This is a genomic window from Flavobacterium sp. BFFFF1 (genome assembly GCF_002256285.1).
Taxonomy (GTDB): domain Bacteria; phylum Bacteroidota; class Bacteroidia; order Flavobacteriales; family Flavobacteriaceae; genus Flavobacterium.
Genome location: NZ_NKJE01000001.1, coordinates 179795 through 200998, shown reverse-complemented (window position 1 = coordinate 200998; position 21204 = coordinate 179795). Strand labels below are relative to the sequence as shown.

At 42.5% G+C, this 21204-nt stretch carries 17 protein-coding genes; 4 read left to right on the top strand and 13 right to left on the bottom strand.

Annotated elements, in window-relative coordinates; genetic code table 11:
* Positions 1 to 13: 13 nt before the first annotated feature.
* Positions 14 to 751, bottom strand: a complete 738-nt coding sequence (locus CFE23_RS00775) for a ferritin-like domain-containing protein (protein WP_291082558.1) — start codon at positions 749 to 751, stop codon at positions 14 to 16.
* Between the two features lie 232 nt (positions 752 to 983).
* On the opposite strand from CFE23_RS00775, the gene CFE23_RS00770 reads away from it, so the two are divergent.
* Positions 984 to 2003: a LacI family DNA-binding transcriptional regulator gene (locus CFE23_RS00770; protein WP_291082555.1), complete on the top strand. Its 1020-nt coding sequence runs from the start codon at positions 984 to 986 to the stop codon at positions 2001 to 2003.
* On the opposite strand, the gene CFE23_RS00765 is transcribed toward CFE23_RS00770, so the two are convergent.
* From CFE23_RS00765 to CFE23_RS00755, 3 genes are read right to left on the bottom strand one after another with little or no spacing between them, the layout of a single operon-like run.
* A complete protein-coding gene (locus tag CFE23_RS00765; protein ID WP_291082553.1) occupies positions 1998 to 2660 on the bottom strand; it encodes a methyltransferase in 663 nt (220 codons plus the stop codon). The two genes, CFE23_RS00770 and CFE23_RS00765, sit on opposite strands and share 6 nt — an antisense overlap.
* A gap of 1 nt (position 2661) precedes the next feature.
* Entirely contained in the window at positions 2662 to 4182 is a 1521-nt protein-coding gene (locus tag CFE23_RS00760; RefSeq protein ID WP_291082550.1) for a radical SAM protein, read from the bottom strand.
* 6 nt (positions 4183 to 4188) lie between these two features.
* Complete coding sequence (locus CFE23_RS00755) at positions 4189 to 5268, bottom strand: radical SAM protein (RefSeq protein ID WP_291082547.1); 1080 nt, start codon at positions 5266 to 5268, stop codon at positions 4189 to 4191.
* Positions 5269 to 5326: 58 nt separating this feature from the next.
* Between CFE23_RS00755 and CFE23_RS00750 the strand changes: the two genes are divergently transcribed.
* On the top strand, positions 5327 to 6424 hold the full coding sequence (locus tag CFE23_RS00750; RefSeq protein ID WP_291082544.1) for a glycosyltransferase: 1098 nt from the start codon (positions 5327 to 5329) through the stop codon (positions 6422 to 6424).
* On the opposite strand, the gene CFE23_RS00745 is transcribed toward CFE23_RS00750, so the two are convergent.
* The 9 genes from CFE23_RS00745 to polA all read right to left on the bottom strand — a co-directional run bounded on the left by CFE23_RS00745 (position 6418) and on the right by polA (position 18987).
* Complete coding sequence (locus CFE23_RS00745) at positions 6418 to 7446, bottom strand: glycosyltransferase (RefSeq protein WP_291082541.1); 1029 nt, start codon at positions 7444 to 7446, stop codon at positions 6418 to 6420. The genes CFE23_RS00750 and CFE23_RS00745 overlap by 7 nt on opposite strands.
* Positions 7447 to 7450: 4 nt before the next feature.
* Positions 7451 to 9145, bottom strand: coding sequence for an ABC transporter ATP-binding protein (locus tag CFE23_RS00740; RefSeq protein ID WP_291082538.1), 1695 nt, complete (start codon positions 9143 to 9145; stop codon positions 7451 to 7453).
* A 32-nt stretch (positions 9146 to 9177) separates the two neighbouring features.
* Entirely contained in the window at positions 9178 to 10065 is an 888-nt protein-coding gene (locus tag CFE23_RS00735) for a hypothetical protein (RefSeq protein WP_291082535.1), read from the bottom strand.
* A 172-nt stretch (positions 10066 to 10237) separates the two neighbouring features.
* Complete coding sequence (locus CFE23_RS00730) at positions 10238 to 11614, bottom strand: radical SAM protein (protein ID WP_291082532.1); 1377 nt, start codon at positions 11612 to 11614, stop codon at positions 10238 to 10240.
* Entirely contained in the window at positions 11611 to 12393 is a 783-nt protein-coding gene (locus tag CFE23_RS00725) for a class I SAM-dependent methyltransferase (protein ID WP_291082529.1), read from the bottom strand. Before CFE23_RS00725 ends, CFE23_RS00730 begins: the two co-directional genes overlap by 4 nt.
* Positions 12374 to 13843 carry a radical SAM protein gene (locus CFE23_RS00720; protein ID WP_291082525.1) on the bottom strand — a complete coding sequence of 490 codons (1470 nt, stop codon included), beginning with the start codon at positions 13841 to 13843 and terminating at the stop codon, positions 12374 to 12376. Before CFE23_RS00720 ends, CFE23_RS00725 begins: the two co-directional genes overlap by 20 nt.
* Positions 13836 to 14738 (bottom strand): nucleotidyltransferase domain-containing protein, encoded by a 903-nt coding sequence (locus tag CFE23_RS00715; protein WP_291082522.1) that lies wholly within the window; start codon positions 14736 to 14738, stop codon positions 13836 to 13838. The genes CFE23_RS00720 and CFE23_RS00715 overlap by 8 nt, the downstream gene beginning before the upstream one ends.
* Before the next feature lie 83 nt (positions 14739 to 14821).
* Positions 14822 to 16141: a serine hydrolase domain-containing protein gene (locus CFE23_RS00710; protein ID WP_291082520.1), complete on the bottom strand. Its 1320-nt coding sequence runs from the start codon at positions 16139 to 16141 to the stop codon at positions 14822 to 14824.
* 11 nt (positions 16142 to 16152) lie between these two features.
* Positions 16153 to 18987, bottom strand: a complete 2835-nt coding sequence (gene polA / locus CFE23_RS00705) for a DNA polymerase I (protein WP_291082517.1) — start codon at positions 18985 to 18987, stop codon at positions 16153 to 16155.
* Positions 18988 to 19136: 149 nt separating this feature from the next.
* Between polA and CFE23_RS00700 the strand changes: the two genes are divergently transcribed.
* Both CFE23_RS00700 and CFE23_RS00695 read left to right on the top strand, forming a co-directional pair.
* On the top strand, positions 19137 to 19811 hold the full coding sequence (locus tag CFE23_RS00700; RefSeq protein ID WP_291082515.1) for a response regulator transcription factor: 675 nt from the start codon (positions 19137 to 19139) through the stop codon (positions 19809 to 19811).
* A 3-nt stretch (positions 19812 to 19814) separates the two neighbouring features.
* Positions 19815 to 21134: a HAMP domain-containing sensor histidine kinase gene (locus CFE23_RS00695; protein ID WP_291082511.1), complete on the top strand. Its 1320-nt coding sequence runs from the start codon at positions 19815 to 19817 to the stop codon at positions 21132 to 21134.
* Positions 21135 to 21204 lie beyond the last annotated feature (70 nt).

Below are 21204 nucleotides of genomic sequence, written 5' to 3'. Positions count from 1 at the left end.
TTTTTAAAAGTGATTATAAATAATTTGCAGTGAACTCTGTAGTGATAAACCCTCCGGCTACACCAAGGATTTCAGCGGGCTCTTTCGCCTGGTCGAGTCCGTTTGATGTGCTGATCACGTCGTCTCCCGCAAATGAATTGGAGTTTGGATTAATCAGGCTTCGGATGGCTGAAGCATGCCTTGCCTCAACAGATACAATTTTTCCGGCCAGTAGAAGATAATCTACGCTCGTAATTTGTTTGGCGGCGCCGTTGTACGCTGCAACGCCGGTGTCTTCAAGTGCCTTGGCAGTGGCCAAGACCTGGTCTCGGTTGTTGAAGTTCAGGCTTCCGTAGTCAAACGCAAGGGCAGGAAGCAATTGGGTTGATGGGTCCGGTAGCGCGCCTGTCAATGCGGTTTTGAAGAATTCGCGGTGAATTACCTCGTGGTGGTAAAGGTCAGTCAGTACCTGACGGTCCGCGTCGGGAAAACTGTTAAACCCAGATGCGTTTACAACTTTTGTGTAAAAATCCGCTTCCAGTTGCTCTAATGCGTAAGCATAAGTTAGTACGCCCAAGTCGCCTCCACCCAAGTCAAACACGCCATTTCTTACACCAGGCAGTTGATTTTGATCGTTGTTGTCGTCATCGGTATCGTTACATCCGGCTAACAATAGCCCGGTTCCGATTACGGTCAGACCGCTTAATTTCAGGAAACTCCTTCTGTTTGTAAAAGAAGGGTTGACTTCCTGGATTTTCACTGTGTTTTTCATAATGAACATTTAAAAATGGTTAATAATCATTCTACTCCGGTATTGATATAATCGTATATTTGTGAATAGCGATTAACACCTAGCCGGACAATCAACTTTGCGCTTGTTTACTGGAAGTTTGTTTTGGTATTGTAAAATTCATTAAATGGAATCGCCCTTTGTTTCACCTTATCTTAAAAATATTATACAATTCACACTAATTTTTTAATATTGCCTGAAAATCATTTAACCAATGAAAGAAAAAGCTACCTTAAAACAAATCGCAAAAGAGCTGCATGTCTCTGTATCCACCGTTTCCAAGGCGTTAAATGACAGCCCTGAGATTAGTGAACCCACGAAGATTAAAATTCAGGAGTTTGCGAAACTGAAAAACTACAAACCGAATATCATCGGTCTAAACCTGAAAAACCGAAAAACAAAAACCATCGGGGTAATTATCCCAAACATTATGAATGCGTTTTTTGCCAAAGTTTTCAGTGGCATTGAAAAGGTTGCTGAAGCGAAGGGATATAATGTGATCACCTGTATTTCAAACGAATCATTGGAGAAGGAAATTCATACGCTTGACATGTTAAGCAACGGTACGATTGACGGATTTATACTTTCGGTATCCGAAGAAGCGCAGAAGGCAGACGAGCACCAACACTTTGTCGATATTATAAATGATGGTACGCCAATTGTGATGTTTGACCGGATCGCAGAAAAGGTGGATTGCGATAAGGTGGTGGTTGACGACTACGACTCGGCCGTGTATGCCACAGAACACCTTATTAAGTTGGGATGCAAGAAAATAGCATTGTTTTCGGCGATTGATAACCTTAGTGTCGGAAAGCTTCGGGCAAAGGGGTATTTTGCAGCACTTGAAAAGCACGGCATTAAACCCAATGACAATCTGGTCATCTTAACGGACGCGGAAGACGATTTTAATGACAGGGTAGCAAAGGTATTCGACAACGAAAAACCAGACGGTGCTTTTGCACTGGATGAACATGCGTCAACCATGGCGATGAAAGCCGCAATAAAGCGAGGGGTAAAAATTCCGGAAGAACTCTCGGTAATCGGCTTTGCTGATGGGATATGGTCCCGGAGAATGACGCCGAGCCTTTCCACAGTGAGCCAGCATGGTCCTGAAATTGGCGAAGCCGCTGCAAAACTATTAATCGAAAGACTTGAAAGCAAAGAGGAAATCAAGCCGCAGACCACCGTAATCAAGACAGAATTGCGCCAGCGCGATTCGACCAGGAAATTATAGTCGTGCAATCTTAAAGATGTAATTCTTTTCGCCAACGACTTTTTTCTCCAATATCGAATTAAACACCATTCCATTTTTTAATGCGATGGCTTCTATTTTTTCAAGTGCACAATCTTCAGAAAGAATCATGTAAATTTGATTGTCAAGCGTAGTAAATTGGGGCAGCTGCAAAAATAGATTTTCGAAGTAATTAAAATCTTCACCGCAAAACCAGGCATTCTCGCCGATCGATTTTGGGTTTCTCGGGTAATAGGGCGGGTTTATAATAATAAAGTCGTAGTATCGTTCGTGTAGATTTTGAAAAAGATCAGAATACAATATGTCCAGTTTTACGTCATTAATCCCTCCGTTTTTTTCCAATGCGGTCAGTGCTGTTTCGTTAATATCCGTTGCAGTGACAATGGCGCCTTTTTTTGCCGCCGATATGGAAACGATGCCGCAGCCACATCCCAATTCGAGGAACGTTTTGCCGCTCAGTTCAATCGGTGTTATAAAATCCACGAGGATTTTTGTGCTGTGGGTCATAAATGGTGGGAATACCGATGGCATAACCATTACTGAAATGCCGTTGTAGCTGAAATTCCTGGGCTTGCGCAGGTACAAGCTGCTGGCTTTTTTTAAGAAAGGACTGAATATTCGTTTGAGAATAAACTTCATTTTATTCTGAATAAAACCCTTCAATTTCGGGTTGGCGGTATTTCCAAAGTTTTTGCAAAGCTTTAATCTCATAAGGGTAATGATACAAACCGGTTTTATAGCGGAACCCGGAGACGGTCTTTAGCAATCTTTTTTTATAGCCTTTAATCCTGAAATCGGAAACAGTAGGGTAGTAACCATTTAGGACCGTTTCAAAGTTCTTTATGGTATCAATCATATAAGGTTTCAACCACGGGGTCAAAGGATTTTTGCGGAGGTCAAAATTTTCCCAGCTGGGGGAAATCCACTCCTCAAGTGTTTCGGGGAAAGAAAATCCGGCATCGATGATTTGTCTGTACAATTCAGATCCTTCTGTTGGCACAGGACTAAATAGGTAGATAATGATTTCCGCATGAGGATTAATGACCTTGATTTCTTTAATGAAATTGATGTCCCATAAAATCTGCTCGTACACTTCTTTTTCCGTTTTGGCAGGCATTCCAAGCACAAACGAGAGTTCAGGAATGATGTCCGCGTTTTTCATCCGCAACACAAAATCCTTGATCATCTGCCCGGTTTGGGTACCGCCTTTATTCATTTGCTTCAGGACGGCATCATTTCCGGTTTCGGCTCCCAGAAAAATCATTTTGCAACCCGCCTGCCGCATCAGTTTTAAGTCGTCATCGGAATACATATTGATGGTATCGATTCGGCCCTCGCCCCAATAGCTGATGTTGTCATGCATGATCAGGTTTGAAAATTCCAACACCCTTTTTTTGGATGTAAAGAAATTATTGTCATGAAATTCTACCGCGTCGATGTTGTGTTGCTCCTTGAAATATTTGACATCTTCATAAATCCTTGCTGCCGACATTCCTTTCCATTTCGCATTATATATCGGGACAACGGCGCAGAAGGAACAGGAGAATGGACAGCCCATACTGGAATGATACGACAGCGTTTTATTTCCCATGAAAGTTTTCGCTAGGTAATCCCTGACCGGATAAAAGGAGTTAAGATAATCATACGGGAATTTTGGCAGCGTATCCTGGTCCAATAACGCTTCGACGGCGGTTTTAACAATTTCGCCTTTGTCATTTTTATAAATCAGGTTCTTGATCAGGAAAATACGCTCCGTTTCCCTGCTTTCGATGGCTTCAATTAATTGCGGAAAGGTATTGTCACCCGGGCCGTTGATCACATAGTCAACCACTCCGGAATGCAATGCAGATTTGTATTGGTTCGAAGCGAAATAGCCACCCCAGACTGTGATGATGCCGGGGTATTCTTCACGGATTTTTTTTGTAAACGGAATCGCCTGGCGCAACTGCGGACCTGGCATTACTGTAGAGCCGAAGTATTTGAATTCGCCGGTTTTCAGATAGTTCTCAATCGTCTGCCAAGGATCTTTTTCCAGGTTGCCATCGACAAAAACATACTCATATTTGCCATGAATGGAAGCGCCGACCTGCAGGATCGAATTGGGGATCCGGTGCTTGCCGTTGGCACTTCTTGGATTAAATATGATGGTTTTATTTTTCATTTTTTATTAAAATGCACTGCAACAACGGCTGCAGGCTGGTAAAAAACCGCCGGCGTCTCTAAGGTCTTTTCTGAATTTGCCAAACACGGGAGAATTCCAAAGGTCCTTCAATGTGTCGTTGTAAATATTTCCCACTTTTAGATTGTAACAACGGCCATGCGCCGGAATTGCTGAGCCGTCGGATTTGATCATGATGCTGGTATACACCGCTTCACATCTTTTACCCAGAATAACCTCAGATTTGTGGTAGTAGATCTCCATACTATCCAAATCGTTAAGCTCGGGTGAAAAATAAACACGGAACGGATAGCGACTTGCTTTGACTGCTTTTACCTGTTCCAGCAATGAAGGTAAATTCATATTGTTCAGGTTGATTTCGTCGAGATTTGATTCGGTGGCAGGATAAATATTCCCCCATAATTTGTTATGCATTACCGCTATTGAGGGCTCGCCAAACTGGGTATGCATGAAACCGATTTCATGCAGCGGCAGGTCTTTAAAATAATCTGCAAATGCGTTCAGGTTTTCGGCATTCCATTCTGTGATTGCACTTACAATCGAGACTTTGGGGTGGTTTTCAAAATCGAATAATTTTCGGATCCCATCAAGAGCTTTCTGGAATGATTTTTCGTTTCCACGAATCATGTTGTGCGTGTCCTGCAAGCCGTCCAACGACACGAATATTTCCTTCAGGCCGGCGTTGACGAGCGCTTCTGCTTTGTTTGGAAGTAATAGCGCATTGGTGGTAACCGCAGTATATAGATTTCGTTCTGTGGCATAAGCAATTGCTTTGACAATATGCGGGTAGGCCAAAGGTTCGGTAAAAGCGAAACCGAGTTTTGCCTTTGGGAAATACTGCTGGGTTTGGTCGGCAATTCTTTCAAAAAGTTCAATCGGCATGTTTAGCGGTGTAGTCCCGACAAGATTTTTGGCGAAATTCGTTTCAAGGCTCATGGTTCCCACATCGCACATTTTACAATGCAGGTTGCAGGTATTGTTTACACCCAATACAATCCATTCCGGCGAAAACATATAGTTTTCTGGAAGGATTTTTTTATTCGCATATCTTAGCGCGCGTTCAATCATTTGGGGTTTTCAATTTAACAAATGTACCGTTTTTAAATAATTTTCATAATTTTGACTAATGGCACAAAACTACCATACTTTCATTGATATTTCGGTATTTGACAGAAAAATCCGGTCGATTCAGGAAGAAATTGACTTGACGCCACATTCGATAGGCTATCTGGAATTTCTCGATAAAAATATTGATTTTTCAGTAATCCGATTTGGTGCCAATCTACAGGAACAAAAACCATTCTTCCTCTACAGATACCATTTTGGGGATTTGTTGCGCGCATACCGGTTATTTATGTCAAAAAAAAATGCCGTTGTACTTTTTCACGGTTTTTCATTTCCGATTCGGTTTTATCTATTGAGCGCCCTGTTCGGCAAAAGGTTTAAATGGATTATCCAGCACCACGCTGGAAACCCTTCCGAAAATAGACTTAAAAGGGCAATCCAGAAAAAATGCTACTCGCGGGCAGATTGTTATTTGTTTGTGAGTGTGGAGCAGGCACAGCCTTTTGTAGCGGCTGGTTTGGTGCGCTCTGAAAGCCAGGTTCGTGAAATAATGGAATGCTCGACCGGATTCGTTTTAAAGAATAAGCAGGTGTGCAGGGATATACTTAAAATTGATCACGACCGAATGACGTTTATCTGGGTAGGGGACCTCGATGAAAATAAAGATCCTTTTTGTATGCTCGAAGCGCTGTCTTCTTATAAAAAAGCAGGGAACGAATTTGTAGCTTATATGTTTTTCGCCGAAAGCAACTTACTGCCCATCATGAAGTCGTTTATTGCTGAAAATGATCTGGCTGGAGATATAATCCTTAAAGGGAAAGTTGATAATAAGGAGCTGGAAAACTGGTTCAATGCAGCTGATTATTTCATTTCATGCTCACATTCGGAAGGCAGCGGTATTGCATTGGCCGAGGCAATGGCTTGTGGCTGTATCCCATTGGTAAGCAACATTCCTTCGTTTGTGCAAATGACAGCTGGAAGTGCAGCACTGCTTTTCGAAAAAGGAAATTCCAACAGTCTTTTGAAATTGCTGCTGTCGTTAAATACTTCGGAAATCGAATTAAATCGGCTTGAAACACGTCAGGTTTTCAATGATGAACTTTCTTTTGAAGCCATCGGACGAAAAACATCGGCAGTTATAGCGGAATTTTATCAATAATAAAGATCATAAATTTCGCGGCATACCTCATACATTTTATAGTAAGTGATTCGTTTGGGCGGTTTGGGATTTTGAAGCAACGCTGCCATGCGCGCTACGATGTCTTCTTTATGCCGAACGCAGTGAAAATTTTCAATTGGTTTGTCCATCATCGGTAAGGTGCCAACCAATTGGCATCCTGAAAATAGCGACTCAAAATATACTGTTGATCCGCCTTCAAAAGTCGATGGATGAAGAAAAACCTTTGAATGATTCATTTTTTCCAAAGTCTGCTGATGGCTAAGTAATCCGGGGAACTTCACATTGTCTTCGAGATTGTTGTCGTGAATAAATTTTTTCAGTGCCGTTTCCTCAGGCCCTGTTCCTGCGATTTCAGCTTTGATATATGGAAAGGTCTTTTTCAACTCCAGAATTACTTCCACAAACAACCGATAATTTTTCAGTGGTGTAAGCCAGCCCGCGCCAAAAACGTCGATTTCCCTTATTTCCGTGTTCAGTTCCGGAAACAGCGATTCATTGATCGCCATCGGAATGACTTTGTGTGCTTTGATTCGGGAGTTCCTGAAAAGCATTTCATTATTATAATCCGACAAAGCCATAATTTTATTCGGTCTGGGCCTGAACATTCGCAATGTAAGGTTGTTTTTCAGCACATCCTGTCCCAGCATCCATGTGAACGTTTTTGGATGAATCCACGAGGTAAGGAAACTTAATTCATGATACCAAAGATTGAGGATTCCGTCATAGTTATTTTTTTTGTGCAATCGTCTGATTTTAGAAAAAGCCTTTGTCAGAAATAATAATTTACCTGGATATTTCACATCATTGCCGTTCAACGGAATGACATTTATTCCGTTAAACGAATACGGTTTTGAGATGGGTTTGTGAATGGCCACAACGGTGAGTTCAATTTCAGGATACTGTGCCCGAAATTCTAAAAAAACATGTTGCAGGAACGGGATGACGTGGCTTTCAGATTCGTCTTTTGGAAAAGCAGGAGAAAGAATCAGTAACTTTTTCACGGTTTTAGCATCGTATTAAGGTTTCTTTTTCCATCCTAAAAACAGCATCGCAAAAATCGGCAATGTTTGGATTGTGTGTCACTGTCAGCACAGCCATTTGTTCCGAAAGCACCATTTGCCGGATAAATTGATAGATGCTTTTTTCCATCGGGTCATTTTGCTGGTTGGTGGCTTCATCGAGTATCAGAAGCTGCGGTTTATGGTATAATGCCCGTACTAATGCCAGCCGCTGTTTTTGCCCGCCGGAGAGTTTCATCGTGTTATGCAGCAAAATTGTATCGAGGCCTTTTGGCCGTTCGAGCAGTATTTCTAAATACAGACTTTTAAGCAGGAATTCGATATACTCGAAATCGACCGTGTCGGGTTCCTGCCGCAAGGTGATATTCTCCAGAATGGTTCCGTGAAAAATAAAAGGCTGTTGCGGTACATAGCCTACAAATGAAAAAAAGTAATCGTCACGGATAATTTGGTTGTCCAGATGAATAGCACCTTTGTTAGGGCGTATTAATCCCGCGACGAGATGCAGGAAGGTCGTTTTTCCGGACCCGGTAACGCCGTTAATGCCAAGAATTTCACCTTTGCGAATACGGAAATCCAAATTGCTGAAAACGGGCATTTGTTCGGAATAGCTAAAATGGATATTAATGAAATCAAGACTTTTATTAAAAAGGGTGTACATCGTAGGCGGCGGTTCCGAAACGGAGTTTTGTCTCAGTATTTCTACGGTGTAGTAGTGAGAATTCACCATAGTTAGTGCATTCAGTATTTTATTAATGGACGGGATAATCTTGACACTAAGCGCTGCCAATACTGAAATCAGTACATAGGCATCTTTTCCTTCGGGCATTGTGAGATTGTACAAAATTAATCCGGCGGTCCCTGCAATCAGGAAAATTTCGAGGTACTTAGAATAATTAGCAGATGTTGCTGTAAGCTTGGCGCTGGCGTCACTTAACGGCTCTTGTTCTTCCGAAAAACGGTTCAGAAACTTTTCGGACTGGCCAGAAATCTTTATCTCCATATAGCCATCCATAATATTGATCAATTCCGAATTTGCTTTCGCAGCAGCGTCTTTGTATTTTGTGTTGATCAGGATTATCTCTTTCTTTTTTATCTGGTAAATAATCAAAGCGAAAATCCCTGTGACAAAAATGGTGAAGATCGTGAGTTTGAAATAACAGGCAAGCATGCCCGAAAGGATGACTATGAATGTGAGGATTTCTGACGCCAACAGCAGGGCAGAGGCGATCAGGCTGGTAGAAAAATCCCTGCACGCTGTGGTGACACGCTGTAATAAATGCCCTTTGTCCTGTTGCTGGTAATGAATGTAATTGTGTTGCAAATGCCGTCTCATTGCCGCAACGGAAAGTTCCTGTGACATGCGGTATAAAAATTGATACAGGGCAGTATTAAATTTAGCCTGGAAAATATTTTTCACAACGTAAATCAGCACGAGTATAACCACGCCACTGACAATTGTGCCCGTGTTAAAAATATTCACTCCGATATGGTACTGTTGCAGCATTCCAGCCAGTTTTTGCCTGTCAAGCAAAAGGAGCATGGCTGGGATGAGATATGCGACGGAAAGCAGGTCGAGAAAACTGAATAATATTGAGGCATATAAAAACTTCCGAAGACTTTTTCGGCTTTGTTTTGGAACAATAGAAACAATTTCTTTAAATCCTGATCGGAGTTTCAAGGTATAAGTTTTTAAGTGTCATTTTTACGAAGTCACAAACGGTAGCGGCTTCTGATTTTCCCTTCAATAAGCCAAAATTTATGGATGTGTGCTAACATTGGATTATCGGATAACTTCATGATTCCCGAAGTTACTTTGGCAATGTAAACGTTTTGGTTTTTATAAGCAATAATCTGATGTATTTCCGCAACTTCATACGAAGCTACCGTTGATGGGACAAAAATACCGGTTTGACCATCTGCCGAAGACGGAATTTCATTTTTTCCGGAACTGTATTTTCCCAGCTGGTAAATTAACTCCCTCTGGGTAAAATCAGAACTTCCAATAACAATCTCATCACCAACAACCGCCTTGTTTATAATCCTGTTTGACTTCCTTGCTCCAAAAATATAGTAGTTCCCGACTTTCCTGCAGGTGTCCACCGGAAACGTATTCTTTCCCTCCTTGTCCTTAGTGCTGACAAGGAAAACAGGTTTTGGGTAATAGAAAAAGGAAGTTATTTTCAGGAAAACGCCAAAATCGAATACGTCAATTACAAAATTGTTTTTGGCAACCGCTCTTTTGTAAAAGCGCTGTAAATATTTCCGTTTCCAAAATCGGATATCCAGATCCGCATTGTTTACACGGTATAAAAAGGTATTCCCAGAGGGAATTTTAATCGTAGACTCAAAACTAATTTTTAGGCAAATAGCGTTTTCTCCAAGACTGAGATTGGAAACGCCCTCAATTTCGGTGCTTGTAAAATTATTGTCCGAAAACGTCAGACCAATGAGTTGCGGTTCATAGAGTACGTTAAATAGGGTCACAGGCTGATCATTCCCCTGAATTTTCACATATCCTTCGTTGCCCGGAATCTTTTCGAGGGGAACCTGAACGTATTCAGGGTATTTTGCACTGAAAAAGCTTAACAGGTTAAGCATTGTTCCTTAAGATTATCATAGATGACCAAGTAAATTATGTCGTTCCAACGGAAGGTGGACTGAAGGTCTGATACCCTACGATCCAGGAATCAGAATGCGTTGCTTCAGAAGCCTGAGTTAAATTGACTGAGCATACAAAATACGCAATTTTAACCCTTGTAACCCATCCACTCTATTTTTTTAATTTCATAAGCGTTCCGGCCATTACCGATTTGGCCTTGTGTTTCAGTGCTTTTACTGATAATTTATTCCTGATGTATTCCCGATGGTATTCCACTTCGTTAACTACTTTCGACACCGCATAGTCGTAGTACTTTCTTGAATATTCCCTTTTGAAATCAATCTGTCTGTCTGTCGACGTTGACCAATCAGGCGCAGTGGTGATGTCTTTTTCGATTTCGTCATACAATGAAGTACCTTTAATCGGGTAGGCAATCGTAATGGTATAATGTGTCGGATTTGCTTCTTTCAGATATTGGATCGTCTCGGTAATATCGCCCTCGGTTTCTCCCGGATAACCTACCATGATGAAGGTTCCTGTTTCAATTCCGAGCGCATTGGTATCCTGAATCATTTTCTTTACATGATTTACATCAACGCGACGGTCCATGGCGTCGATGATTTTCTGTGAGCCACTTTCAGCCCCAATCCAGATCCGGAAACAGCCCGCTTCTTTCAACAGTTTTAAAATCTCTTCGTTGAGCCTTTCTGCACGGGTGATGCATTCGAACCGAATTTGCGCACCTTGTTTCACTACCTCTTCATGAAAAGCCGTCAGCCATTTATGACTGATGGTAAACACATCGTCGACAAACCAAATGGCGTCGGGGTTGTATTTTTCCTTGAGCATTTTCATTTCAGCAGCTACAAGTTGTGCAGGCCTTCTGCGATAGCTTTGCCCATATACTGCGGTGCTGCACCATTTACAGGTGTAGGGGCAGCCGCGTTGGGTGGAGATGGTCATCGAACTTTCCCCGTGGTTTTTTTTCCACGTGTCCAGGTATTTTTCATTTGGGATGGCGTCGCGGTTTGGCAGCGGCAAATCATCAAGTTCGCGAAATTTGGTGCGCGCAGCGGTTTTGACAATAGCCCCGTTTTCGATAAAAGCGATGCCGTTTACATCTGCCAAAGCAGTATTGCCGGTGATGGCATGATACAATTCAAATGTAGTTTCCTCACCTTCGCCGATGATCAGGAAATCTGCCCCTTCATTTAAGTAATTCTCAATGTTGTAGGTCACATCCGGACCTCCAAGAACAATTTTTAGGGAATTAAAACGCGGTGATTTAAGTTCTTTAATTAACCTGATGACTTCAATCTTCGTCATCAAATTCGTATAAATGGCGACGATTTCTGGTTTCTTGTCCAGAATAAACGAAAGTTGCTCCGATTGCGAACTAAACGTACTGTCAAAAACATGATTTGCCACGCCTTTGCTGTTGAGGTAACCGGAAATGTAAAGCAAGCCCAACGGTGGGTATGGCTTCATGATCCGTTGTTCTTTTGGATCAGAAGACAAATAATAACCATGTGTCAGGAGTATGCTCATTCTTTCCCGAGTATTATACAGTAATGGTCTGAAAAACGTGCGAGCCAACTGATCTTCCTGATTTTGCGTTCCAGTTTTCCCAAGCTAGCCAATATATTTGGATGTTTCATGAAAACGGGTTCTAGATAAGAGGGCGGTACAAAAAAGCCTATTGGATAAACGCGGTTTAGTTTGAATGCTGGTTTTGCCAGTCTCACAATTTCGTTTGGATTATGGTAAAAAGTCACGATTTTTTCGCCGTTAACATCAGCAATCGCAAACTCCTTTTTCCGGCGCTGGATTTCGCTCCACTGCCCTTTGGCAAAAAAATAGAACCGTTCCCAAAGCGTATTTTTAGGCATAACGACCAACGCTAAAACTGCGTTTGGCGGGGTGATTTTACCGAGATCTTCGAAAAAAAATCCCAATTCTTTTTTGGTAAGACAATTCAGTCCGCCGAAATTCGAAAAAATCAGTTCAAATTGGCGTCCATAAAATTTTTCCGCTAAAGTATCAAAGCCGGCCACTTCGAAATGAACACTGTTGCATTTATCTTTAGCTTTTGCCATTTCAATCATTCGTTCGGAAATGTCCGTAGCGATAACTTTAAATCCCTGATCGGCCAGCCAGAGTGCGTCAGTTCCGGTACCACAGTTAATTTCCAGTACTTTTTCCGGTTTTCGAATTTCAAAAAGATCAGATAAAACGGCATGGACGGCTTTACGCTGTAAAATTCCGATAGACGTGTTCGTAAAAGTGTCATCGTATGATTCGGCGGCACTATCGAATCCGGTTTTCACTTTGCAGTTTTTTTAGGCTTATCCGGTTAACGTAGGATCCTGGGACATAATATCCCAGCTTCATAATGGATATGATTTTCTTTACTGAGACCTGCAGCGGATTGACAGCGATTGTTTTCAGGTTATGCAGGCCTTGTGTCTTTCGATACTCCTTGTGCACAAAACGTTGCAACTTTTTATAGTATTTTGATTTGTAGGTGCCGTTGAACATCATTTCCAGGTCATCGGAATTTTCCCAGTTTGCTTTTTGGGTCAGTTCCAATTTTACCTTTTCGAAAAATGGTGTCCCGGGCAAAGGATAAGAAACCGAAATACCGATATTATCCGGCATCAATTCCTTAACCATTGCAATGGTATCCTCGATATCCTGTGCGTTTTCACCGGGATAACCGAATTGCAGAAAAAAGGCCACCCGAATGTCTTTACTTTTAAGCAATTTTGTAGCGTCATAAATCTGTTCGACCGTGGTACCTTTGTCCATGGCATCGAGAATTTTTTGGGAAGCACTTTCCGCACCCACCCAAACCTCTTCGAGTCCGGACTCTGCCAATGCATCGATGGTGTCTTCCTTTAAAAGCAAATCGACGCGGCTTTGGATGTAATAACGGATATTGAGTTTTTTACTTTTTAACGCGACATTGAATTGCTGTACCCAATTCGGTTTTAAGCCAAAGATATCATCACACATCCAGAACCTTTTCACGCCGAATGACTGTCGGAGAAATTCTAAATGATTCGCAACGTATTCCGGGGAATGTGAATTGTAGCGGTTGCCATAAATCGGTTTGGCGCACCAATTGCACTTGTAAGGACAACCCCGCGTCGTGGCAATATTTAATGTAAACTCCTGATTACTCTGGCTCCAGATAATTTTGTAATCGTTCATTTCAACCAGGTCCCATGCGGGCAGCGGCAGTGCATCAAGATCTTGTAAAACCGGCCGCTTCGCATTCACGCAGTATTCGTTGTTTCTTAAATAGGCGATTCCAGCGACTTCTTCGGGCGCCTGGTTGCGTTCCAGGGTATTGATCAATTCCAGCAGCGTAAACTCGCCTTCGCCCTGGATGATATAGTCAGCACCTTGCAATAGATATTTTTCGGCGTGGTCGGTGGCATCAGAACTGCTGACGATGATTGTAGCGCCATTGCTTTTACCGATGCGGATCATTTCAAAACAAGCCTCGCGCATGGTTGTCAGGCACATTTTGGTAAGATAATTAAAGCCATCGTCATAAATAACGAAGTATTTAGGGGTCAATAATTTCATTACCGGAGTAATGTCAAGCGGATCATGGACCAGGCAGGTATCGAACAAATTGACTTTATAGCCATTTTCGCGCATGAGTGCGGCCGCATAGAGCGTGCCCAACGGAGGAAAAGGCGTTTTATTCTTCCATTGTTTCGGATCGCGGCGGTAGAAATAGGAATGTGAAAAAAGAATATCAGACATACTCGCGTTGTAATTCGATGTTATGGTTGATTCTGATCTCTTCGTATTTTTCATTCAGTGCACCAATCACTTTTTTCTGAAAATTGAGCGGATGGTGTTTTGAAATATTTTTAGTGGATTTCAATGCGACTTTAAAATCTTCAGTGTGCATTTGTCGAAACTTTAATTTCCAAAATGCCACCGTTGTTTTTTTAAATACAACGTCCAGAAATTCGCCAAATTTAGTGCTAAGTGCTGCTTCAAGCGCCTTTACACCTGATGGTTTTTCAATCACGCCAATATCTTCAAGTTTTGGGTCGTGTTGTCCTAACAAATGGGATACCCATTCGTTTTTATTGTAAAATTCTTCAAATACCTCCCTGCCTTCAAAGGGAAGTAGCGTTTTAATCTCGGTTGCCGTAAAACGGTTTTTCTCCTCGATTTCAAGGCTTGAAGAAGACATAAAATAGTTAATGCAAAAATATTTTCTCGAATTCAAGAGGAATATTTTTTTATAGAGCATCAAAAATGTGCGGGAAAGCCAAAGTTTTCCGGGCTTTGTAATCACAAAAAAATCAATGTCGCTGTCGTTATCGTAGTAGCCTTTTGAGAGTGATCCGGACACGCCCACAGCTTCCACGAAAGGGAATTTTGAAATTAAACGGGCACGTTCTTTCGCTTTCAGCAAGGCGTCGGCGGCCATTTTATTGCCGTTCTTCCTTTTTTCAAGGCAGCTTGGATCATATTCCGGATAATAATAATCCTCAATCTGGAAAATTACTTTTTTGGCGACGAGATCACGAAGTTCGGTTTCAATTTTAGGGCAGTCCTTGGAAATCGAAAAACGGCAAATCTCTTCCAGCTTCAGCGGGTATTTAAATAAAGAGAAATACAATATTGTTTTTAAAGACTCCAATTTCGTTGTGTTTTCTGGTTACATACCTGATGCCCGCTTTAAGTTAAGGTTGCGTTAAAACTAAGCTTTTAGATTTGAATTTGCTACTCCTGATCCTTTTTAAAGTCGGTTGTCATGCCGCCCTGAATTATTTTAAAGGCGTTCTCCGAAAAACTGATGGTGATGCCCGCTGGTTCAAACGTGAAATCGGTTTCACTTTCTGCCGTTAATGGAAAGGCACTCTGACCGGTTGCCTGTGCTGTAAGACCGCCATTATTGTAGGCAATGGTGATCTTTATAGGCATTTTATCAGTGGCATAGATTCCTGCGTAGCTTTGAAGTTTCTTTTCGTCCACCGCTACGGTTTTAAATTCCGGCCATTTGAAAGCCGTCCCATAGTAACTGCTCAGGACATAAATGGCAATCTGGTTCGTATCATAGTTGGCACCATTTACGGTCATGGCATATGCCAGGCCATCTTCCTGATTGTATCCCAGCATCGATGAAAATCCTTCTATACCGCCGGTGTGTCCGTAAAACGTTTTGGCGAAGAATGGGAAGGTAAAGATGCCTTTTCCATAGCCGTCGGTGATGGTAGTCATGGCAGAGAGCGAAGTTTTATTGATTAGTTTTCCTTCGAACAAAGCGCGTACGAACACCGTTAAATCGTCCGTAGTTGACTGCAGTGCGCCCGCTGCGTAAGCGACGGATTCCTGCCATTCCTCCCGCTTTTCCCATGTTTTTCCGTCGTATGCATACGAAAATGCTTCGTTGTTTGACGCGTCAATTTTTCCGTAATATTTGGTGTCACTGAGCCCAATCTTTTTGACGATGCGTTCCGTTACATTCTCAGGATAGCTTTTTTTGGTAATTGTTTCGATGATATAGCCCAGGAGCAGGTAGTTTGAATTGCTGTAATCCGATTTTGAATTCGGCTCAAAAACAGGCTCATACGCGGCGATCCTTTTCACCATCGATTCACGGGTTTGTGGGATTTCTGAAAAAATCGCGAAATCGGGGTCATTGGTAAAATTGAAAATACCGCTACGGTGCCCCAACAGATCGGCAATCGTAATTTTTTCGGCGTTTTTAATTTCCGGAAAGTACTTTGAGATTTTGGTATCCAGTTTTAATATGTTTGCTTCGATGAGCTGAAAAATAATTGATGCGGTGAACATCTTCGTGATGGATCCGATTTTATATTTGGTCTTTGGAAACGCTTTTACATTGTGGTCAAAATCGGAAAACCCATAGGCATGGCTAAAGACAATCTTATCTTTTTCCCGAAGCGTCACCGAGCCCATGAATTTGTTGTTCTCAGACAGGTAGTGCAAAAGGCTGTCCAGTTTTTTGTATTTGTCGGTTTGCTGCGCGTTCATTTTTACCGAAAGGCAGATCAGGAACAGAAGGGTAATTTTTCTCATCGTTTTATAAATTAATGTGCCTCAAGCCAGTCTTTGCCCATTCCGAGGTCTACTTCCAGTGGGACTTCGAGTTTAAAGGCGTTTTCCATTTCAAATTTAATCATCGGCTGGATTCTTTCCAACTCTGAATTGTGTACGTCAAACACCAGCTCATCATGTACCTGCAACAGCATTTTGCTTTTCCAGTTTTCAGAAACCAGCTTTCGGTGGATGTTGATCATCGCAATTTTTATGATGTCGGCGGCGCTTCCCTGTATCGGAGCATTCACCGCATTTCGTTCTGCAGCACCGCGCACCACTGCGTTGGCTGAATTGATGTCTTTTAAATAGCGCCTTCTTCCTAAAATGGTTTGCACAAATCCCTGCTCGCGTGCCGTTTCGATTTGCTCATTGATATAACTTCGAAGCCTTGGGTAGGTTTGATAGTATGCATCGATGAGGTCTTTGGATTCACTGCGTGTTAACGACGTCTGGTTGCTTAAACCGAACGCCGAAACCCCGTAAATAATTCCGAAATTTACGGTCTTGGCATGGCTTCGTTGTTCGCGGGTGACTTCGTCCAGCAACACATTGAATACTTTTGACGCGGTTGACGCGTGGATGTCTTCGCCGTTCCGGAAAGAGCGTATCATGTTCTCTTCGCCACTCAAAGCGGCAATGATGCGCAATTCGATTTGCGAATAATCCGCAGACAGCAAGGTGTGGTTTTCATCTCTCGGAATAAACGCCTTACGGATTTGTCTTCCGCGTTCCGTCCGGATGGGAATGTTTTGTAAATTGGGATTATTGGAGCTAAGGCGTCCCGTCGCAGCGACAGCCTGCATATAATCGGTATGTACGCGACCGGTTTTGGACGATACCTGTGTGGGTAGTGCGGTAACGTAAGTGCTTTGCAGTTTCACCAGTTGTCTCCAGTCCAAAATATCCTGTACAAACGGGCTTGACAATGCTAAATATGACAATACTTCCTCACCTGTCGCATATTGGCCGGTTTTGGTTTTTTTCTGCTTTCCTTCGCCGATTTTCATTTTATCAAACAGGATTTCGCCGAGCTGCTTTGGCGAAGCGAGGTTGAACTTTTCCCCCGCAGCCTCGTAGATCCGGCTTTCAAAAATTTTAATATCATTGTCCAGTTCGCCAGAGAGTGTCTTTAGAAAATCAGTATCCAAGCGGACGCCTTCGGTTTCCATCGCTGCCAAAACAGGCACCAGCGGAATTTCGATTTCGTCAAAAAGTTTGCGTGTTTCGGTCTGGTCTAATATCGGTGCAAAATGCTCTTTCAGCTGCAGCGTGACATCGGCATCCTCCGCAGCATATTCCTTAATATCGTCTAAGGCGACATCACGCATCGATTTTTGGTTTTTCCCTTTTTTACCGATTAAATCTTCAATGGATTTTGGCGTGTATTGCAGGTAAGTTTCCGACAATATGTCCATGTTGTGGCGCATATCGGGATTGATCAGATAATGTGCGATCATCGTATCAAACAATTTGCCTTTGACGCTAACACCGTAATTTGACAAAACCTTGAGGTCGTATTTGAGGTTCTGGCCGATTTTTTCGATGGTTTCAGCGTTCCAGAACGCGTCAAATTTATTGACCAATGTTTGAGCAGCTTCGCGGTTTTCAGGGACAGGAATATAAAATCCCTTGCCTTTTTCCCATGAGAAAGACAGTCCCACAAGTTCGGCATTCAGTGCGTCAATTCCGGTGGTTTCGGTATCGAAACTCACAGCCGGTTGCTTTAGCAGGTTCTGGACCAGCAGTTTTATGGCCATGTCTGTCTCGACAAGCTGATAATGATGGTCTGTGTTTTCAAGCGTTTTATAGTAGCTGTTATTTCCCTGAGCCGTCTCATCGCCTGAGGGTTCCGGTGCAAATAAGTCAAATTGCTGTTCGTTTTTCACGATTGTCCTGGTAGGCGACAATCCCTGCGTCTCGATGTTGGAGTACGTTTTTTGTTCGGTAAAAAAGAGGTTGTTGAACTGCTCGGCCATCCGTCGGAATTCAAGCTCGCGGAATAGTTCTTCCACTTTCTCTGCATCGGGCTTGGTCAATTCGTAATCGTCTTCATTAAACTGCACGTCGCAGTCGCATAGAATCGTCGCAAGCTGTTTGGACAGAAGGCCTAAAGCCTTATTGGCTTCAATGTTCTCTTTCATTTTTCCCTTCAGCTTGTCTGTGTTTTCGAGCAGGTTTTCCATCGACCCGAATTCCTTAAGCAACTTTTTGGCGGTCACTTCACCCACGCCCGGAAGTCCTGGAATATTGTCTACAGCATCGCCCATCATCCCAAGAAAGTCAATAACCTGCTCAGGGCGCTCCACCTGGAAGCGTTCCTGCACTTCAGGAATACCCCATATTTCGATGCCATTTCCCATTCGGGCAGGTTTGTATATGAAAATATTCTCCGAAACAAGCTGCGCAAAATCCTTATCCGGCGTCACCATAAAGACCTGGTAATTTTGTTTTTCTGCCTGTTTTGCGATGGTTCCTATAAGATCGTCCGCCTCGCATCCCGCCAATTCGATGATTGGGATATGCATGGCGCGCAGTAGATCATGGATGTATGGAATGGCGAGCCTTATCGCTTCCGGTGTTTCATCGCGGTTTGCTTTGTATGCGGTATACATTTCTGTGCGCGCATGGCTTCCGTCTTTGTCAAATGCCACGGCAAGATGATCCGGTTTTTCACGTTTGATGACGTCGAGCAACGAGTTCATAAAACCCATGATTGCTGAAGTATCCATGCCTTTTGAATTAATCCGTGGGTTTTTTATAAAAGCGTAATATCCGCGGAAAATAAGCGCATACGCATCGAGCAGGAAAAGGCGTTTTTGTGACATACAACGGTTTTAGGTGTAAACGGTAAAAATACAATGTTATCCTTAAAATGCGCAACTTCAATTTGTATTTTTATCAACGTTAAAATTTGTTAACGCCACAATCATTCTCCGTGTATTATTTGTTATTTTGGCGAACAAATATCCCCACAATGAACATCTTAATTGTTGAAGACCATCAGGAACTTGCTGACGAGCTTACCGATTATCTGCGGGGTGTCGGCTACCTTTGCAAACAGGTGAGCGGCTGCGCCGATGCTTTGGAAGAAACTGCGGTAAATTCCTATGATGTAATGCTGCTCGATCTTGGCCTTCCCGATGGCAACGGTATGGACGTACTTCGTGACATCAGGAAAACAGCATCAAAGATGGTCGTGATCATTCTTACCGCACGGGGAGAACTGGATGACCGAATCAGCGGGCTACAGCTTGGCGCAGATGATTACCTCACCAAACCGTTTGCTTTAACAGAGCTCGGTGCCCGACTCCACGCCATCGTCAGGCGCATGCACGGCTATACCGCGAATGAGATTGTGGTCCATGGTTTTACAATCCGGCTTGATGATTTTAAGGTTTGCTATGGGGACGTGCAGTTGAACCTGACAAAAAAGGAATTCCAAATCTTCCGGTACCTTATTTTAAATAAAAACCGCGTGATTACCCGCCTACAGCTCACGGAACACATCTGGGGCGATGTTCTTGAAATTAACTCAGATTCTAATTTTATAGACGTACATGTCCGGAACCTGCGCCATAAACTCGACAAGCATACCGAAATCGACTGGTTTGAAACCGTACGCAATGTGGGTTATAGAATTAATCAGTAAACAATGAAAATCAGGAGCCAGATTTCGATTTTTAATGTAATCACCAGGTTATTGCTGATCCTGATCCTCGTATTTGCGCTTCCCGTGCTGATTGAACAGGTGGTTTATAAGCATATTAACAAGACGCTGCTTGAAAAAAAGCAGAAATTCATTCATAATTTAGGCAAAGCTGAAATCACGGAGTTTCTGACAGAAAGCATTAAATCCGATACTTACGCCAGTTTTTCGATACTGCATGACGAGTTTATACTGCTTTCTAAAACGGGTGACCAACTGATAAAAACGACTTCAGTTTTTGTGGATGAACCCCGAATCATTGAAGGACAACAGGACGATTACCGGATATTGCAATACAATTTTAATTATGAAGGGAAGGGTTACCAGCTTGAGGTGGGCAGCAGCGTTTCTGAAATAAAGGAATTGACTTTTATGATCCGGATTTTTACGTTGGGACTGCTTTTGTTTATCGTGGCAGTGACTTTCCTGATTGATACCATTTACATAGACTATTTGCTGAAACCGTTTTACAGGATCATCGATACCAAAATTAGGCGTGTGAACGATGCAGCTTCGTTTAATTTTACGCAAATCAAAAGCCATTCCGAAGATTTCCGGGAATTAGACGAAGTACTCAACCAGATGATGCTTCGCATTGACCAGCATTTTAAACAGGAAAAGCAATTTATCGCCAATGTCTCGCACGAATTATTGACGCCCATATCACTGCTTAAAAACCGATTCGAAAACCTGCTGCAACACCAAGGGCTTGATGACGATGTGGCCGATAAAATTGTGTCTTCGCTGAAAACACTCGACATGCTAAGGAAAATCATCAACAACTTATTGTTGATTTCAAAAATCGAGAACAACCAGTTTCAGGAGTCGGAGCAGGTCGATTTAAAACAGCTGGTTCTGGAAATTGAAAGTGAAATCGAAGACCGTTTGCTGGAAAAATCAATAGCATTTGAAGTAAGTCTGTCCCGCGAATTTATTTTTGATGGTAACCGGACGCTTTTGCATATACTGTTGTTTAATATCATTTCAAACGCGATAAAATATAACAGCGTTGGCGGATTTATAAAGATTTCCGATGCGTTGGAAAAATCGTATTATCAGATTTCAATTTCAGATTCCGGCGCAGGCTTGTCCGAAGCGCAGCAGGCCAAAATCTTTGAGCGATTTGTTCGGGTAAACACATCTGAGGAAGGGCAGGGTTTAGGACTTGCTATTGCGAAAAGTATTGGGCATTTCCACAACATCCATATTAAGCTGGATTCCGAACCTGGACACGGCACTGTATTTCATCTTCAATTTCCGCGATAGCCGAAACGCTAAATAAAGGTTAAATTTTTCATCTTCGCCCAAATCTTAATCCCATCTTCATTTTCCGGAA

Bases quoted from the DNA above. Each gene is read 5' to 3' on its own strand.
- CFE23_RS00765 (WP_291082553.1), bottom strand. From the start codon at position 2,660: ATGAAGTTTATTCTCAAACGAATATTCAGTCCTTTCTTAAAAAAAGCC.
- CFE23_RS00735 (WP_291082535.1), bottom strand. From the start codon at position 10,065: ATGCTTAACCTGTTAAGCTTTTTCAGTGCAAAATACCCTGAATACGTT.
- CFE23_RS00760 (WP_291082550.1), bottom strand. From the start codon at position 4,182: ATGAAAAATAAAACCATCATATTTAATCCAAGAAGTGCCAACGGCAAG.
- CFE23_RS00730 (WP_291082532.1), bottom strand. From the start codon at position 11,614: ATGAGCATACTCCTGACACATGGTTATTATTTGTCTTCTGATCCAAAA.
- CFE23_RS00695 (WP_291082511.1), top strand. From the start codon at position 19,815: ATGAAAATCAGGAGCCAGATTTCGATTTTTAATGTAATCACCAGGTTA.
- CFE23_RS00720 (WP_291082525.1), bottom strand. From the start codon at position 13,843: ATGTCTGATATTCTTTTTTCACATTCCTATTTCTACCGCCGCGATCCG.
- CFE23_RS00755 (WP_291082547.1), bottom strand. From the start codon at position 5,268: ATGATTGAACGCGCGCTAAGATATGCGAATAAAAAAATCCTTCCAGAA.
- CFE23_RS00775 (WP_291082558.1), bottom strand. From the start codon at position 751: ATGAAAAACACAGTGAAAATCCAGGAAGTCAACCCTTCTTTTACAAAC.
- CFE23_RS00750 (WP_291082544.1), top strand. From the start codon at position 5,327: ATGGCACAAAACTACCATACTTTCATTGATATTTCGGTATTTGACAGA.
- CFE23_RS00770 (WP_291082555.1), top strand. From the start codon at position 984: ATGAAAGAAAAAGCTACCTTAAAACAAATCGCAAAAGAGCTGCATGTC.
- CFE23_RS00700 (WP_291082515.1), top strand. From the start codon at position 19,137: ATGAACATCTTAATTGTTGAAGACCATCAGGAACTTGCTGACGAGCTT.
- CFE23_RS00710 (WP_291082520.1), bottom strand. From the start codon at position 16,141: ATGAGAAAAATTACCCTTCTGTTCCTGATCTGCCTTTCGGTAAAAATG.
- polA (WP_291082517.1), bottom strand. From the start codon at position 18,987: ATGTCACAAAAACGCCTTTTCCTGCTCGATGCGTATGCGCTTATTTTC.